Source organism: Blastococcus sp. MG754426 (assembly GCF_021699055.1).
In the GTDB taxonomy this organism is placed as follows: Bacteria; Actinomycetota; Actinomycetes; order Mycobacteriales; family Geodermatophilaceae; genus Blastococcus.
Genome location: NZ_SSXC01000090.1, coordinates 1 through 15761, shown reverse-complemented (window position 1 = coordinate 15761; position 15761 = coordinate 1). Strand labels below are relative to the sequence as shown.

The following is a 15761-nucleotide window of genomic DNA, read 5'->3' as shown; positions in this document are numbered from 1 at the left end:
GTGGCGGTCGCGCCGGGAACCGCGGTGCTCGCCGTCGGGGTGCTGGTCGACGGTGGCGGGGCCGGCGCCGCGACACCGGCGCTGGTCGCCGCGATCGCCGCGTCCCTCTCCCCGGAGACCGAGGGGCGTGCGCAGGGGGTGGTCAACAGCGGCACCGGGGCCGGTGTGGTGGCCGGCGGCCTGCTGGTGCTCGCCGCCCCCGATGCCTGGCGGGCGGCCTGGCTGGGGTTCGCCGTCCTGGCGCTCGTGGTCACCTGGGCCGCCGACCGGTCGGCCCGCTGGCCGGGCCCCGTCGCGCCGTCCGGCCCCGCCGACCGGCCGTGGCGCGCGCTGGGCCGGCCGGCCGTGGCCGCCGTGATCGCGGGCGCGGGGTGCGCCGGCGTCTGGACCTTCGGCCGGGACCTGATGACCGGGGCGGGTGAGCTGTCCGCCGGGACCAGCGGGGCGCTGTGGTGCGTCCTGGGCGCGGCGGGCCTGCTCGGCGGGGTCAGCGGCGCGTTGGTCGAGCGCGTCGGGGTGCGCGCCGCCTGGCGCGGCAGCCTGCTGGTGGCCGCGGCCGCGACCGCGCTGCTCGCCGTGCGGCCCGGCGTCCCGTGGGTGGCCGGTCTCGCCCTGGCCGCCTTCGGCGGCGCCTTCGTGGCGCTCAGCGGCGTGCTGATCGCCTGGGGTGCACGGGCACGCCCGGACGGGGCGGCGGCTGCCGCGGCGTTCCTGTTCGTGGGCCTCACCGCCGGCCAGGCGCTCGGCGCCGTGGCGCTCGGCGCCCTGGCGGCAGGCCCCGGCCTTGCCGCGGCCCTGCTGGTCGCGGCGGCGACGGTGCTGATCGGCGCCGGCGCCGCCGCGCGCCCCGGGTGGACGGGAGCGGTCGGTGCGGGCCCGCGGGAGCCGGCCGCCGCCGGCTAGCTGCGGGGCGACCGCCGGAGGAAGTCCTGGGCGATGTCGTCGAAGGTCACCCACCGGACGCCGTCGTGGCCGTTGATGTGGTCGATGAGCCGCTCGAGCATGAGCAGCACCTGCGGGCGCCCGGAGACGTCCGGGTGGATGGTCATGGTGAAGGCGGCGTAGTCCATCTCGCGGTGCACCCAGTCGAACTGGTCCCGCCACATCTCCTCGATGTCCCGCGGGTTGACGAAGCCGTGGCTGTTCGGGCTGGACTTGATGAACATCATCGGCGGGAGGTCGTCGAGGTACCAGTTCGCCGGGATCTCGACGAGGTCGGTCTCCTCGCCGCGGACCAGCGGCTCCATCCAGGTCTCCGCCGGCGCGGAGTAGTCGATCTTGGTCCAGGAGTCGCCGACGCGGACGTAGTAGGGCTCGAAGTCCCGGTGCATGAGCGAGTGGTCGTAGGTGATGCCGCGCTCGAGCAGCAGCTCGTTCGTGACGCCGCTGAACTCCCACCAGGGGGCCACGTAGCCGGTCGGCCGCCGCCCGGCCCGCTCCTCGATCAGCGCGATGCAGCGGTCGAGGACCGCCTGCTCCTGCTCCCGGCTCATGGCGATCGGGTTCTCGTGGCTGTAACCGTGGACGCCGATCTCGTGCCCGGCCGCGACGCAGGCGTCGAACTGCTCGGGGAACGTCTCGATCGAGTGGCCCGGCCAGAACCATGTCGTCGGGAGCTCGCGGCGGCGGAACAGCTCCAGCAGGCGGGGGACGCCCACCTCGCCCGCGAAGACGCCGCGGGAGATGTCGTCGGGGGAGTCCTCCCCGCCGTACGAGCCCAGCCATCCCCCGACGGCGTCGACGTCCACGCCGAAGGCCACGAAGATCTCCTTGGTCATCCCTGCTCTCCATCCAGTCGGTGCGGCGTCGGGTTGCCGGTCGAGAGGTGGTCGCGCACGACCGCCAGCGGGTCGTGGGGCGCGACGGCGAGCGCGGCGGCGAGCAGCAGCCTCGCCTGCCACGCGCTGAGGTCGCCGGCGAGGACGGCGCCGTCCCGGGCCAGGTCCGCACCGCCCCCGCCGGTGTACAGCGGGGCGACCGGGCCGGAGGGCACCCGTGAGCACACCAGCACCGGCGTCCCGCCGGCGACGAGCCCGGCCGCGGCGGCGGCCACCGCCGGGGTCGCGTTGCCCGCACCGAAGGCCTCCAGGACGACGCCGGCGGCGCCGGCGGTCACCGCGGCGCGGAGCAGGGCGTCATCGGCACCCAGGTACAGCGGGACGACGTCCACCCGGGGCAGCTCGGCCTTCAGGTCGAGGGGCAGCGCCGGGCCGCGCACCGGCCGGGCCAGCGCGGTCACCGCCTCGCCGTCGACCCGCAGCACGGGCCCGCGCCCCGGTGCCGCGAAGGCCCCGCTGCGCAGCGTCTCCACCTTCCGCACGCCCCGCGCCGCGAACGCCAGGCCGTCGAAGCAGAGCAGCACCCCGGCGTCCCGGGCGACCGGGGCGGCGGCGACCCGGAGCGCGTCGGCGAGGTTGCGCGGGCCGTCGGGCGCCGGCGAGTCGAAGGGGCGCTGGGCGCCGGTGACGACGACCGGCCGCGGATCGTCGTGGACGAGGTCGGCGAGGAACGCCGACTCCTCCATGGTGTCGGTCCCGTGCGTCACGACGACACCGTCGACGTCCTCCGCCAGGCAGCGCCGCACCTCGGTGACCAGCTCCCGCAGGTCGGCCGTCGTCAGCGCGAAGCTGCCGACGGTGCGGAGGTCGCTGCTGGTCACCGTCAGCCCGTCGAGGGGCCCTGCCGCGGCGAGGAGGTCGGCCGCGGGGGTGACCGAGGCCAGCCCGCCGGGGCCGCGCCGGCTGGCGATGGTGCCGCCGGTGGCGAGCAGGTGGATGCGTGGCACTCGTCCTCCCGGCAGCGTCGGTGCGTCCCTCCCGACCCTGCCCCGGGCGCCGTCCGCGCGCGACCGGAGCCGCGCCGGCGGAGCTCGTGACCTGGGGCCCTGTGCCGCAGCCCCGCCCCGGCGCACGCTGGCGGTACGGATCGGCGAGAGGAGTCGTCATGACCGTCGTCAGCGGAACGCCGCAGCCGCCCGGGGACGCCGGCCCGCGGCGCGGTGGCTGGGATCCCCTTCAGATGACCGAGGTGGAGAAGCGCGCCTGCGAGCGGGAGGCCCGGCACGACGTCGCCGCGCGTGGGCACCGACCCGCGCTGGAGACCGTCCAGCACTACCTGGCGCACGACCGGCTCGTCCACGAGCCGTCCGGGAGCACCCGCGCCGGGGGCCGTCCGCGCCCGTCGGCTCGGGGTGCGGCGCACCCGGGGATCCCGGACCAGCCGTCCGCACCCCGGAGGGAGCCGCGGACGGGTGGGCTGCTCCGCCGGCTCCTCGGCCGCTGAACGGGGCGGGGCACCGGACGCCGTCGGACGGGATGAGTGCACGGGTGGGGAACGACCCGCGGTGGCACCGCGCACGCGCCGGCTGGTGCGTGGGAAGGCGACGTCGAGCCGCCCCTCCGACCGATGGGCCGCGTCAGGCCGCGGCTCAACGGTCGGTGGCGCGGCCCGACCCGCGTGGCAACAGGTGCTGGTGGCCCGCGGGGCGACCGTCGGCCGACGTCCCTCCGGGCCGGTCACCTCGCTGCCGGACCGGGGACGGGACGACGGAGAGGGTGACGCCGTCCGCGAGCCGGTAGGGGTTCGTGGTCACCAGGCCGCCGACCACCCGGCGCAGCCGCGACACCTCCGCCCGCACCGTCACGCAGTGCTCGCCGTCGCCGAACAGCGCGGCGCTCAGCGCGGCGGCGGTCAGCCCCGGGCGCCCGGCCCGGTGCAGCAGCAGGAGCACCTCGGCGTGGCGGCGGGTCAGCGGCGTCCGCCAGCCCTCGGCGCCGGTGCGCAGCCGCAGCACCGGGGCGGCGGTCAGGTCCAGCTCGGCGTCGATCGGGTCGCCGGGACCGCGCGGCCGGACCAGCCAGCCCTCGCCGAGCCGCTCGGGGGTGCACAGCCCCAGCCCGGGGACCGCGACCAGCCGGTCCGGGCGCGGCACCTCGATGCGGTCGCGCACCTCGATACCCGACCGGTGCGCCACCCAGCCGTCGTCGTCGACGAGCAGGACGGGGCCGCGGGTGGCCGCCAGCGCGGCCCGGGCCGAGCGGCGCACCCGCTCCAGCCGGTGCTCGTGGTGCCGCCACAGCCGTGACTCCGCGAGCTTGACCGCGGTCTCCACGAGGGCGCCGATGACCGGGTGCAGGGTGAGCGCCGGCCCGCTGACGTCCACGACGCCCAGCAGTTCGCCGCTGACCGGGTGGTGGATCGGCGCGGCGGTGCAGTACCAGGGGTGCTGCGCCGTCTCGAAGTGCTCGGCGGAGAAGAGCTGCACGGGCGCGGCCTCGGCCAGCGCCGTCCCGATCGCGTTGGTGCCGACGGCGCCCTCGGTCCAGCGGGCGCCCTCGGTGAAGCCGAGCGCGTCGGCGCGCGACCGGACCCGCGCGGAGCCCTCCCGCCACAGGATCACGCCGTCGGCGTCGGTGACGACGACCAGGAACGAGGAGGCCTCGGCGGGGCTGCCCAGCACCTGGCGCAGCTCGTCGGCCACCAGGGCCAGCGGGCTCACCCGGCGGCGCCGCTCGACCTCGTCGAAGGGCAGCGGCGCGCGGGCGTTGGTGCGGGCGGCGTCCAGGCCGAGCTCCAGGACCCGCGACCACGAGCGGGCGACCACCGCGCGGGGCCGGACCGGTGGGCGGGCGCCGGCGAGCACCGCGTCGTGGACCCGGACCAGCACCTGGGCGTGCCGCGACAGGTCGGTGCCGGGGGAGACCGCCGACCAGCCGGCCACGTCCACCTCCTCCGCGGCACCGCGTGGCCGGGCGGTGCAACGCGCTGCAACGCTTCCGCCGCCGGGTGCCCTCCGCTGTGCTGCACATCACACCACGCCGACCGGCGGACGGAGGAGGCGCAGCGCATGACCCAGACCCTGGACACGCCCACGCAGACCCCGGAGCAGCGGGCGCGCCGCTGGTTCACCGGGTTCGAGGAGGCCCTGCGCGCACGCGACGTGGCGCGCGCGGCCGGCATGTTCGCCGCGACGAGCTTCTGGCGGGACCTGGTCTCCTTCAGCTGGAACATCACCACCGTCGAGAACCCAGAGGGCGTCGCTGACCTGCTCACCGCGACCCTCGAGCACACCGACCCCTCGGCGTTCGCCGTCGAGGAGCCGCCGGAGGAGGCCGACGGGGTCACCACCGCCTGGTTCACCTTCGAGACCGCCGTCGGCCGCGGACGCGGGCTGGCGCGGCTGGTCGAGGAGGACGGCGTGACGTCGGCCTGGACCCTGCTGACCACGCTGTCGGAGCTCAAGGGCCACGAGGAGCCGCGGGGTCCGGCCCGGCCCATGGGCGCCGAGCACGGGGCGAACAGGGGGCGCCGCACCTGGCTGGAGCGGCGCGAGCAGGAGGAGGCGGACCTCGGCACCGGGGTCCAGCCCTACGTCCTGGTCATCGGCGGGGGGCAGGGAGGCATCGCGCTCGGCGCGCGGCTGCGCCAGCTGGGGGTGCCGGCCCTCGTCGTCGACAAGCACCCGCGGCCGGGGGACCAGTGGCGCGGCCGCTACAAGTCCCTCTGCCTGCACGACCCGGTCTGGTACGACCACCTGCCCTACCTGAAGTTCCCCGACAACTGGCCGGTGTTCTCGCCCAAGGACAAGATCGGCGACTGGCTCGAGAGCTACGTCAAGGTCATGGAGGTGCCCTACTGGGGCAGCACCACGGCGACGTCCGCGACCTTCGACGAGGAGAAGGGCGAGTGGACCGTCGAGGTCGAGCGCGAGGGCAAGCCGCTCGTGCTGCGGCCCAGGCACGTCGTCCTGGCCACCGGGATGTCCGGGAAGCCGAACATCCCGGTCATCCCCGGGCAGGACGTCTTCCGCGGCGACCAGCAGCACTCCTCGGCCCACCCGGGGCCGGACGCCTACGCCGGCAAGAAGGTCGTCGTCATCGGCAGCAACAACTCCGCCTTCGACATCTGCGGTGCGCTGTGGGAGCACGACGCCGACGTGACGATGGTCCAGCGCTCCTCGACGCACATCGTCAAGAGCGACAGCCTCATGGAGATCGGGCTCGGCGCGCTGTACTCGGAGGAGGCGCTGGCCGCCGGGGTGACGACGGAGAAGGCGGACCTGATCTTCGCCTCGCTGCCGTACCGGATCCTGCACGAGTTCCAGATCCCGCTGTACGAGCAGATGAGGGAGCGGGACGCCGACTTCTACGACCGGCTGGAGAAGGCCGGCTTCTGGCTGGACTGGGGGGAGGACGGCTCGGGTCTGTTCATGAAGTACCTGCGCCGCGGCTCGGGCTACTACATCGACGTCGGCGCCGCGGAGCTCGTGGCCGACGGCCGGGTCAAGCTGGCCCACGGCCAGGTGGTGCGCCTGACCGAGGACGCCGTCGTCCTGGACGACGGCACCGAGCTCCTCGCCGACCTGGTCGTGTACGCCACCGGCTACGGGTCGATGAACGGCTGGGCCGCCGACCTGATCAGCCAGGAGGTCGCCGACAAGGTCGGCAAGGTGTGGGGCCTGGGGTCGGACACCACCAAGGACCCGGGGCCGTGGGAGGGCGAGCAGCGCAACATGTGGAAGCCCACCCGGCAGGACGCGCTGTGGTTCCACGGCGGCAACCTGCACCAGTCACGGCACTACTCGCTCTACCTGGCGCTGCAGCTCAAGGCCCGCTACGAGGGGATCCCGACGCCGGTGTACGGCCTGCCGGAGGTGCACCACCTGAGCTGACCGGCCCGTGCGCCCTCCTCCCTTGTCGAGGGGAGGGCGCACGGGCACCCTGTCCGCCATCCCCGCAGCAGCGGCGTCGGTGCGGCGCCGCCCGGACCCCAGGAGAGCCGATGCTGTTCCACCTCAGCTTCCGCGTCGAGCACACGCGGCTGGACCGCGACGAGTTCTGGGACGAGTGGGAGCGGGAGACCCAGGCGGCGGTCGGCGCGATGGAGGCCGGGCTGATCAAGAGCCTGTACAAGGTGGCCGGTCAGCGGCGGGTGATCGGGATCGTGGACGTCGAGTCGCACGACCAGCTCGACCAGGTGGTCATGGGTGCCCTGCCGATGAGCCACCACCTGACCCTCGAGGAGGTCCTCCCGGTCCGGGAGTACACCGCCTTCGCCGAGGACGTGCGGCGGCGCTGGCAGCCCTAGGCCGGGGACCGGGACGCCACCTGGCCGGCGACACCCCGTGCGGGCGGGTCCGCGTCCCCGGGGTGGCGCCCGCCCGCGCCGGGACCGTCGGAGCGGGCCTGACTGCCGGGCGAGGGCTTCGCCGGCCGGGCGCAGCCGACCGGTCGCCGTCCCCCCCGGCTTCGATCACGCGGACGACGTCCGCCAGCCGGCCCTCGGCGCGGCGCAGCCACATGACGACGTCGCCGACCACCTGCGCGTCCTCCACCTGCGGGTCCGTGCCCCTCTCCCGGCCGCCGGGTCCTACCCCGGGACCATGCGTGCGCCGGCGATGTCGGGCGGGCGCCGACGACCGCGGCCGGGCGGGAGGTCCCCACCGGCAGGGCCTTCCGGCACTGCCCGCCCCGGTCGGGGACGGGGAACCGTGCCGGGGAGCGGCGCCGGCACCCGGCCGGCGATCGACGTCCGCGTGGAGGTGGGCATGACCTCTCGGAGGAGCGGCGCGCCGCGGTGGGTCCAGCGGGGGCCGGTGCAGGTCGGGCCCGTGTTCGGGGGGCCCGTGGCCCTGCGGGCGCTCGCCGCGGGCGCCCTCGCGCTGGGCTCGTTCGCCGTCGGCGCCCTGGCGGTGGGGACCTTGGCCCTGGGCCGGCTGGTCGTCGGCCGGGCGGACCTCAGGCGGCTGCGGATAGGGCGGCTGGAGGTCGACGAGCTCGTGGTCCGCTCCGCGGTCCTGCCCCCGGGGGGAGGGGCGTCGTGAGCGGCTACGGCATCGCGACCACGCTCGACCTCCCCTTCGCGGAGGCGGTGGCGCGCACCCGGGAGGCGCTGGCCGGCCAGGGTTTCGGCATCCTCACGGAGATCGACGTCGCGGCCACCATGCGGGTCAAGCTGGGCGTGGAGATCCCGCCCCAGGTCAGCCTCGGCGCCTGCAACCCGCCGCTGGCGTACCGCGGTCTCGCCGCCGACCCCGACCTCGGGCTGCTGCTGCCCTGCAACGTCGTCGTCCGTGCCCTCGACCCCGGCCGGGCGCAGGTCTCGGCGATCGACCCCGGGGTGCTCGTGGAGACGACGGGCAACGCGGAGCTGGCCGCGGTCGCCGACGAGGCGCGGTCCCGGCTCCGGGCCGCGGTCCAGGCGCTGCCCACCCAGCTCGGGGTCGCCGGGCCGTGAGGTCGGTCACCGGCGGCGCGACGGAGCGGCGGGGGTTGCGCTGCCGGCTCGGTCTGCACTCCTGGGTGCGGCGCCACCCGCCGGGCGAGCGCTACGAGGGGCCCGACCGGCTCGTCTGCCGGCGCTGCGGCAGGCGGACCGGCCCCCCGGACATCCCGCCGGGGTTCTTCCACGGGCTCGGCGGCGGGGGCATGACCTGACCCCGACCACCTCGGGGCCGCGGCGGGTCGGCCCGCGCCGCGGCCTCGGCCAGCCAGGTCACGACCTCGTCGTCCACGTCGGTGGCGCGGGCCAGCCCGAGGTGGTGCACCCAGTGCGCCGGGGCCGGGTGGGCCACCTCCAGGAAGCGTGGCGAGGGGTCCTCCCGGCCGAGCACGAGCGAGAGGACGACCTCGGCCGACGGGTGCCGCACGTACCGGCCCGGGAGCCACAGGTACGCGAAGCCCCGGCGCCGTCGGAAGGCGACCTGGGTGCGGGACGCGCGTTCCTCCGCGCCGCCGAGCGTGGCGACGACCTCACGGACCCGGCCGAGGACGGCCAGCCCCAGCGGTGAGCCGGCGAAGTGCTCCTCCGATGCCGCTCGGGAGCCGGCGTCCCCGGCGATCACGCCGGGTGGACCAGGTCGACGACCACGCGAGCGGGGTCCTCGAGCAGGTAGGCCCGGAAGGGGACCTGCGAGGTCGTGCCGACGAAGGCCACCGAGGTGCCCTCGAAGGTGGTGTCCCAGACGACCTCGGTGACGACCTCGGTGCCCGTGCCCGGGAGCGGGTCGGAGCCGTCGTACTCCTCGATGCCGGTGTCGGTGGGGAGCCCCACGCCGGTGATCGTGACCTGCAGGACCGCGTCCCCCTCGACCGGCACGACGGCGCCGCTGCCCTGGCTCGTCGCCTCGTCGACGTAGCGCACGTCCCAGCCGGGGCTCCCGGTGCCGTCCACCTCGAAGACGACGCGGTCGAACCCGTCGTGCCGGGCGGTGCGTACGTCGGTGACGGTGACCGCGGAGCCGGCCGAGGGCTCGCCGGTGTCGGGCCGGGTGTCCGCGGGGAACGGAGAGGCGTCGGCACCGCTCCCACCGGTCGTCGGGGCGCCGTCGCCGGGCGCGGTGGACGTCGGCGCCGGGAGCGGCGCGGTGCTCTGCGGCGTGGTGCCCGGTGCGCCGGACTGCGGGTCGTCGTCACCGCAACCGGCGAGGACGCCGATCGCGAGGGCGACGGCGCCCAGGACGGCGACCGGTCGGCGCGAGGTCATGCCGGCAGCGTGCCCGCCCCGGGTCACCCTGCGACCGGGCCCGACGGTGCCTGATCCGCGGCGAAGGTCCCTTACCGGCCGGTGTCCCGTCCCCGGCCCGGGGGCCAAGGTCCCGCCGCGGTGAGCCGTTCGCCCGGTCCACCCCGAGGGGGGCGCCGGGAGGGTCGGGCGGGAGGCCCTGCCCCCCGCAGGACCAGTCCGAGGAGCAGCCATGGACACCCCCGCTCACCAGTCCGCCGCCGACCGTCCCCGGGCGGAGGACGGGGCCGCACGGGTGGTCGTCGGCGTCGACGGTGCCCCGAGCAGCCGGGCGGCGCTGGAGCAGGCGTTCGCGCTCGCCGCCCGGCGCGGCGCAGAGGTCGAGGTGGTGGCGACCTACCCGTTGCCGCTGCCGTGGTTCGGCGCCGCGCCCCTGTTCTCCGGCCCCGACGCCCTCCACCGCGCGACGGAGTCCGGGGCGCGGGCGGTCCTCGAGGAGGTGCGGCGCAGCCCCGCCGTCTCCCGGCTCCCGGGCATCGAGCGGGTGACGGCCCGGCTGACGGTGTCGGAGGGACCGGCCGCAGCGGTGCTCATCGAACGGTCGCGGGGCGCCGGGCTGCTGGTCGTGGGCCGGGACGGGCGGCGGTCGGGCCGCGCCGCCATGATCGGCTCCGTGGCGTTGCACTGCGTGACCGGCGCGACCTGCCCGGTGCTCGTCGTGCACCCCGAGCCGCCGCCGCGCACGTCACCGCCTCTCGTCGTCGTGGGGGTGGACGGTTCCCCGGCCTCGGCGGCCGCGCTGCGCGGCGCGGCCGCCGAGGCCGGCCGGCTGGGGGCCGAGCTGGAGGTGGTCGCCGCCTTCGAGCGCGACGGCCGGTGGACCGCGTTGGACGCGGCCGCCGTCAGCGCCTTCGAGGGCATCCGCGCCGACATCGCCCGCGGGGCCGCGCGGATGGTGCAGGACGCGCTGGCTGCGCTGCCCGGCGGTGCGGCCCGGCCCGCCGTCCGGACCTCGGTCGTCGAGGGGGCGCCCGCCGAGGTCCTGGCCGACCGGGCGGCGCGGGCGGTGCTGCTCGTGCTGGGCAGCCGGGGGAGGGGCGGCGTGCGCGGGCTGCTGGGGTCGGTCGCGCTGCGCTGCCTGTCGACCGCGCGCTGCCCCGTCCTGGTGCTGCACGGGGACCAGGACGCGGACCGCGTCGTCCGTGCGGCGAGCACGCCGGAACCGGTCTCCGCGGGCCGGTAGCGGGGGTGCGGCGCGGGAGGCCGCAGGGCCACGAGAGGCCTCCCCGCTGAACCGCACTGACGGTGCGTGATGGGCCCGGCGCGGTGGATAGCGACCGTGCTGGTCCCGCCGGCCAGCGGGCAGCCCACCCTTCCCCACGGGCTGATCCTGTGACACCTTGCTCGCTGCCAGTGACCTCGACGGTCGGGCGGCGGATGGCCGAACCGCCGGGGCCCGCGCTGCGGGAGGTGCACGTCCCGATGGTCGCCGTCGTCCTGGTCGAGGAAGTCACGCTGTTCCGGCAGGCGCTCGCCGCCCTGCTGCGGCTGGAGCCCTGGGTGGACGAGGTCCGGACGGCCGCTGATGCTCCCGCCGCCCTCGGGCTCGCGGACGTGCGGCTCCCGGACGTCGCCCTGGTCAGCCTCGCGTCCCGGAGCGGGTACCAGGTGCTCCGGGACCTGCGCGCAGCCCTCCCGGTGGTCCGGCTGGTGGCCGTCGGCGTGCCCGAGGACGGCGACGGGGCGCTGCTCTGCGCTCGTGCGGGGGTCGACGGGGTGGTGCTGCGGGACGGCGATCTCCGGGACCTGGGCGCGACGGTCGTCGGGGTCGCGCGCGGGGAGACCGTGTGCCCGCCGGCCGTCGTCGCCGCCCTGGTCCGCTACCTGTCGGGCGCCGGTGACCGCGACGACGTCCCGGGCGACGACGGGCACCTCACCTCCCGGGAGCGGGAGATCCTCGTCCTCATCGACGAGGGTCTGACCAACAAGGAGATCGCGGCCCGGCTCGGCATCGAGGTGCGCACCGTCAAGAACCACGTGCACAACGTCCTCGCCAAGCTCCGCGTCCAGCACCGCGGCGAGGCCGCAGCCCGCCTGCGCGCCGCGCGGGTCCCCGACCTGCGCGCCCTGCTCACCACCCCCGGGACCGGACGGGTCTAGTCCCGGTCCCGGGCCGCGGCGACCGGTGGACCCGGTCCTCCGGGGTGTCCTGATCCGTGACCCCACCGGTCCTGCCGGCGGAGCGCCCCGCTGCCTAGCGTCGTGGCATGCAGCAGATCCGGATCCTGCTGGCCGAGGTGCCCGACGAGCTGCGCCGGCTCGTGGAGCGGGCCCTCGCGGTGGAGCCGGACCTGTCCCTCGTCGCGGTCGGGGGCAGCGAGGTGGCCGTTCTCCTGGCGGCCGAGGGCGCCGACGTGGTGGTCGTCGGGATGCGTGCCGGACGGCTACCGGCGGTCGCCGACCGGCTGCTCGACGAGTACCCGCGCATCGGGGTCGTCTGCATCGACGTCGCGGCGGGCCGTGGCGAGGTCTACCGGCTGCGCCCTGATCACCTGGCCGTCGAGGGGATCACCCCCCGGAGCATCGCGGCGGCCATCCGCAGCGCCGCGCCCGACAACGCCGTAGGAGGGCACCGATGACCGATGTGGCGTGGACCGGCCTCGACGACGACTGGTGGGACCCACCGCCGGGCGAGTACGAGGAGGACGAGCCGCTGGGCGATGTGCTGGCCGAGGCGGTGGGCGACGGGTACGCCGACGCCGACGCCGAGGACTTCGACGCGGCCCTGGCCGAGATGATGGAGTCGCTGACGCCGGCGGAGGCGGTCGGGTTGACCCGGGTGCTGCGCCAGATCGGCCGGACCGCCGGGCGGATCGCCTCGGACCCCGCCGTCGCCCAGGTGGCGGCGACCGTGCTGCCGGCGGCCGGCGGGGCGATCGGCACCGCCATCGGCGGTCCGGTGGGGACGGCGGTCGGGGCGAACCTGGGCGCCGTCGCGGCGCGGGCGCTCCCCGCGCCGCGGGCCGGCGGCGCCCGGGCGCCTGCCCGACCGCAGCCGCAGGCCCGTCCGGAGCCCACCGCGGGCCCGCAGCCGCGCGCGGCCGCCGGCTCGTCGGCCGCCGTCCAGGGCATGGTCCTGACCCAGCACCCCGACGTGCTCCGGAGCCTGCTGGCCCTGGCGCTGGGGAGGCATGGCCGGCGCGCGGTGAACGGCGTGCCGGTGGCGGCCCTGCTGAGCATGCTCAGCACGGTGTTCGGCCGGGCGGCGGCCGACGCCGACGAGCTGATGTACCTGGACGGCGACGCCCAGGACGAGGGCGCCGAGGGCTGGTACGGCGACGACGACGCGCTGTACACCGCGATCATCGACGCCGACAACGCCGAGCTCGCCGAGGTGATCGGGCGATGACCACGAGCGAGCTGCAGATGGTGGAGTCCCTGCTGTTCCAGGCGCTGCCGGACCCCCGGGGGTTCGCCGATCGCCTCATGGGTCAGCTCGTGGAGCGGCTGGCGACCGAGCCGGCCCCCTCTCGCCCGGTGACCGTGGTCGACGCGTCGACGCAGCAGCTCAGCGACACCTGCCTGCTCCTCGCGGCCGCCCTCGGCGCGTGCGAGTGCTGGGGGCGCGAGCCGGGGTGCGAGGTGTGCGCCGGCGCGGGCTCCCCCGGGTGGACCGATCCCGACGAGGACCTCTACCGCGAGCTCGTGCTGCCCGCCGTCCGGCGCCGGGCGGGCACGGGCACGGGGAGCACGGACGGCCGGCCGCAGCGGACGGCGGACGAGGAAGGAGTGCAGCGGTGAGCAGCATGTGGACCGAGGACCTGGACCTGGACGCCGAGTACGACGACGACGTCCTCGACGACGACTGGGACGGCGGGGAGGCCGAGGACCTCGACCCGGACGACGACTACCTCGACGGCGAGGACGCGGAGTCCCGTGCCGCCCGCCGGCGGCGGGCGCGTGCCCGCCGCATCGCCACGGCCCGGCGCCGCCAGGCGCTGGTCCGGTCCCGCGCGCAGGCGCGGGCACGCACCCAGGGCCGGGGCGTGGTCCGGTCCCGCCCGGGCCTCCCGCCGGTGCGCCGCCCGGCGCCGTCGGCCGCGGCCGCCATCCGCTCGGTGGACCTCGAGGCCAAGGTGGCCGACGACGGGCTCCGCAGGGAACTCGCCGCGCAGAGGAGCAGGATGAACCGATCCGACTACGCCGCCGTCGCAGGTCTGGCGGTGAACCAGTTCATGGACTCCTTCGACGAGCCGCAGAACGCCTACCTCCGGGCGCTGCTGCGGGCGGCGCCCCTCATGCTGCTGAGCCCGCAGCGGCGGGGCGACGGTTTCGGGGCCTTCGCCACCGACCCGCGCGTCATCGGCGGTGCCGCCGCGCTGGGCATCGCCTTCCTCGGCGAGCAGCGGGACAAGGGACGGCTGGAAGCGGAGGTCCCGGGGACGGAGCTCGCGAAGGGCGGCACGACGCAGGTCCTCGGGCAGGTCGTCTCCGCCAAGGGCACGCCCGTGGCCGGCCCGACGATCACCTGGGACACCAGCGACAAGTCGAAGGCGACCGTCGACGCCCAGGGCGTCGTCACCGCTGGGAACCAGTCCGGCTGGGTCTTCGTCATCGCGCGAGCCGAGGGCCTGCCGGAGAAGCGCGTGCCGATCTACGTCAAGTGACCGGCGGTGCGGTGCGGGGGTGACCGGTCGTGGACCCGGCGCTCTGGGAGGAGCTGCGGGAGCGCGGCGACGGCGAACTCGAGGCGATCATCCGGTTCCGGCCGGGTGCGATCGACGTGCCCGGGGTGCGGGTGGTCGCCCGGTTCGGCTCCGTGGCCACCTGCCGGGTGCTCCCGCGCGACGTCCGGCGGGTCCGGCGGCATCCCGCCGTGCGCAGCCTCAAGGCGGCCCGCGCGCTGTCGCCGGACCTGGTCGTTGCCGGCCGCCGTCCCGGCGGGGAGGCCCTGCCTGGCGACGTCCGGTTCCCGCCCGGGTGCCCGCTGACGGGGGCAGGGGTCGTCGTCGGGGTCGTCGACTGGGGGCTGGACGTGCCCCGGTTCCCGCGGCTGCTCCGCCTCTGGGACCAGCGCGGCGCCGGCCCCGCCCCGCCGGCGCCCTACGGCTACGGCCGGGTCCTGGAGCGCCCGCTCCTGGAGGCGGCCCGGCGCAGCGGCTCACCGTACGAGCTCCTCGGCTACCACCCCGGGAGCGCCGACCGGGGTGGTGGCTCGCACGGCACCCACGTCGCCGACATCGCCGTCGGCGACGGGACGGGAGGCGGCCCCCTCGGGGTCGCCCCGGAGGCCTGGCTGGTCTTCGTCCACCTCGCCGACCGGGGGACGGGCGGGCTGGCCACGCTCGGGGACTCGGTCCGGTTGCTCGAGGCGGTGGACTTCGTCCGGCGGACCGCCGGCCCGCTCCCGTGGGTGGTCAACGTCAGCGTCGGCCGGCACGGGGGGCCGCACGACGGGCGGACGCTGGTGGAGCTGGCCTTCGACGAACTGCTCGCCGCGGCGCCGGGCCGCTTCCTCGTCCAGAGCGCCGGCAACTACTACCGGGCCCGCACGCACGCCACCGGCGTGCTCGCCGCGGGCGGGCGGCACCGGCTCACCTTCGCGACCCACCCCGACGACCGCAGCCCCAACGAGCTCGAGGTCTGGTACCCGGGTGCCGCGGAGGTCGCCGTCCGGATCACGCCACCCGGCCGCCGCGCGGGCCGGTGGCTCGGCCTGGGCCGGCGGCGCGTGCTGGTCAGCGACGGCCGGCCGGTCGCCCGGATCTACCACCGTGCCCGCGACCCGAACAACGGTGACCACCACGTCGACGCCTTCCTGCCGGCCGCCGCCCCGCCCGGGCGGTGGACCGTCGACCTGGTGTCACGGGCTGCCGTCCCGGTGCGGTTCCACGCCTGGCTGGAACGGGACGACGCCTGCCCGCCGTGCCAGACGCGCTTCACCGGCAGCAGCGTGGACCCCTCGAGCACGACCGGCACGATCGCCAACGGGCGGCTGCCCCTCGTCGTGGGCGCCTACGACGCCCACGACCCGGCGCGCCCCGCGGCCCGGTTCAGCAGCTCCGGGCCCACCCGTGACGACCGGGTGAAACCTGACCTGCTGGCGCCCGGGGTCGACGTGCTCGCCGCCCGGTCCGCACCGCAGGGCAGCCGGACGAGCCCGGGGCTGCTCGTGCGCAAGTCCGGCACCAGCATGGCCGCTCCGCACGTGACCGGGGCCGTCGCCCTGTGCCTCCAGGCCACGGGGGGGCGCCTGCCCGCCGCCGAGATCCGGCAGCTCGTGCGGGGTACCGCCCGGC

At 76.6% G+C, this 15761-nt stretch carries 18 protein-coding genes; 13 read left to right on the top strand and 5 right to left on the bottom strand.

All coding sequences use genetic code 11. The features are described from left to right. The coding region (locus E9549_RS20280) for an MFS transporter (RefSeq protein WP_236828397.1) at positions 1–903 on the top strand (903 nt) is incomplete at its 5' end. On the opposite strand, the gene E9549_RS20275 is transcribed toward E9549_RS20280, so the two are convergent. Beyond that, on the bottom strand, positions 900–1778 hold the full coding sequence (locus E9549_RS20275) for a polysaccharide deacetylase (RefSeq protein ID WP_236828396.1): 879 nt from the start codon (positions 1776–1778) through the stop codon (positions 900–902). The genes E9549_RS20280 and E9549_RS20275 overlap by 4 nt on opposite strands. Further along, positions 1775–2785: an asparaginase gene (locus E9549_RS20270; protein ID WP_236828395.1), complete on the bottom strand. Its 1011-nt coding sequence runs from the start codon at positions 2783–2785 to the stop codon at positions 1775–1777. The genes E9549_RS20275 and E9549_RS20270 overlap by 4 nt, the downstream gene beginning before the upstream one ends. A 158-nt stretch (positions 2786–2943) precedes the next feature. Between E9549_RS20270 and E9549_RS20265 the strand changes: the two genes are divergently transcribed. Continuing rightward, a complete protein-coding gene (locus E9549_RS20265) occupies positions 2944–3282 on the top strand; it encodes a hypothetical protein (protein WP_236828394.1) in 339 nt (112 codons plus the stop codon). A gap of 145 nt (positions 3283–3427) precedes the next feature. Here E9549_RS20265 and E9549_RS20260 read toward each other — a convergent pair whose 3' ends face one another. After that, positions 3428–4720 (bottom strand): GAF domain-containing protein, encoded by a 1293-nt coding sequence (locus E9549_RS20260; RefSeq protein WP_236828393.1) that lies wholly within the window; start codon positions 4718–4720, stop codon positions 3428–3430. Between the two features lie 126 nt (positions 4721–4846). On the opposite strand from E9549_RS20260, the gene E9549_RS20255 reads away from it, so the two are divergent. From E9549_RS20255 to E9549_RS20240, 4 genes are all read left to right on the top strand, one after another. Then, positions 4847–6670, top strand: a complete 1824-nt coding sequence (locus E9549_RS20255; RefSeq protein WP_236828392.1) for an NAD(P)/FAD-dependent oxidoreductase — start codon at positions 4847–4849, stop codon at positions 6668–6670. 110 nt (positions 6671–6780) lie between these two features. After that, positions 6781–7086, top strand: coding sequence for a muconolactone Delta-isomerase family protein (locus E9549_RS20250; protein ID WP_236828391.1), 306 nt, complete (start codon positions 6781–6783; stop codon positions 7084–7086). Between the two features lie 460 nt (positions 7087–7546). Continuing rightward, positions 7547–7822, top strand: a complete 276-nt coding sequence (locus tag E9549_RS20245) for a hypothetical protein (protein ID WP_236828390.1) — start codon at positions 7547–7549, stop codon at positions 7820–7822. Then, complete coding sequence (locus E9549_RS20240; protein WP_236828389.1) at positions 7819–8235, top strand: DUF302 domain-containing protein; 417 nt, start codon at positions 7819–7821, stop codon at positions 8233–8235. Before E9549_RS20245 ends, E9549_RS20240 begins: the two co-directional genes overlap by 4 nt. Before the next feature lie 91 nt (positions 8236–8326). Here the strand turns inward: E9549_RS20240 and E9549_RS20235 are convergent, their stop codons facing one another. Further along, positions 8327–8842, bottom strand: coding sequence for a DUF5655 domain-containing protein (locus tag E9549_RS20235; protein ID WP_236828388.1), 516 nt, complete (start codon positions 8840–8842; stop codon positions 8327–8329). Further along, the gene (locus tag E9549_RS20230) at positions 8839–9483 is read right to left on the bottom strand and encodes a hypothetical protein (RefSeq protein ID WP_236828387.1); all 645 of its coding nucleotides are present in this window, start codon (positions 9481–9483) and stop codon (positions 8839–8841) included. Before E9549_RS20230 ends, E9549_RS20235 begins: the two co-directional genes overlap by 4 nt. A gap of 211 nt (positions 9484–9694) precedes the next feature. On the opposite strand from E9549_RS20230, the gene E9549_RS20225 reads away from it, so the two are divergent. The 7 genes from E9549_RS20225 to E9549_RS20195 form a co-directional block, all read left to right on the top strand. Further along, positions 9695–10705 carry a universal stress protein gene (locus tag E9549_RS20225; protein ID WP_236828386.1) on the top strand — a complete coding sequence of 337 codons (1011 nt, stop codon included), beginning with the start codon at positions 9695–9697 and terminating at the stop codon, positions 10703–10705. Positions 10706–10899: 194 nt separating this feature from the next. Next, the gene (locus E9549_RS20220; protein WP_236828385.1) at positions 10900–11622 is read left to right on the top strand and encodes a response regulator transcription factor; all 723 of its coding nucleotides are present in this window, start codon (positions 10900–10902) and stop codon (positions 11620–11622) included. A 107-nt stretch (positions 11623–11729) separates the two neighbouring features. Further along, complete coding sequence (locus E9549_RS20215) at positions 11730–12101, top strand: hypothetical protein (protein WP_236828384.1); 372 nt, start codon at positions 11730–11732, stop codon at positions 12099–12101. Further along, positions 12098–12871, top strand: a complete 774-nt coding sequence (locus E9549_RS20210; protein WP_236828383.1) for a hypothetical protein — start codon at positions 12098–12100, stop codon at positions 12869–12871. Before E9549_RS20215 ends, E9549_RS20210 begins: the two co-directional genes overlap by 4 nt. Further along, a complete protein-coding gene (locus E9549_RS20205) occupies positions 12868–13263 on the top strand; it encodes a hypothetical protein (protein ID WP_236828382.1) in 396 nt (131 codons plus the stop codon). Before E9549_RS20210 ends, E9549_RS20205 begins: the two co-directional genes overlap by 4 nt. Beyond that, a complete protein-coding gene (locus E9549_RS20200; RefSeq protein WP_236828381.1) occupies positions 13260–14129 on the top strand; it encodes an Ig-like domain-containing protein in 870 nt (289 codons plus the stop codon). The genes E9549_RS20205 and E9549_RS20200 overlap by 4 nt, the downstream gene beginning before the upstream one ends. Before the next feature lie 29 nt (positions 14130–14158). After that, on the top strand, positions 14159–15761 hold a 1603-nt coding region (locus tag E9549_RS20195; RefSeq protein WP_236828380.1), incomplete at its 3' end, for a S8 family serine peptidase.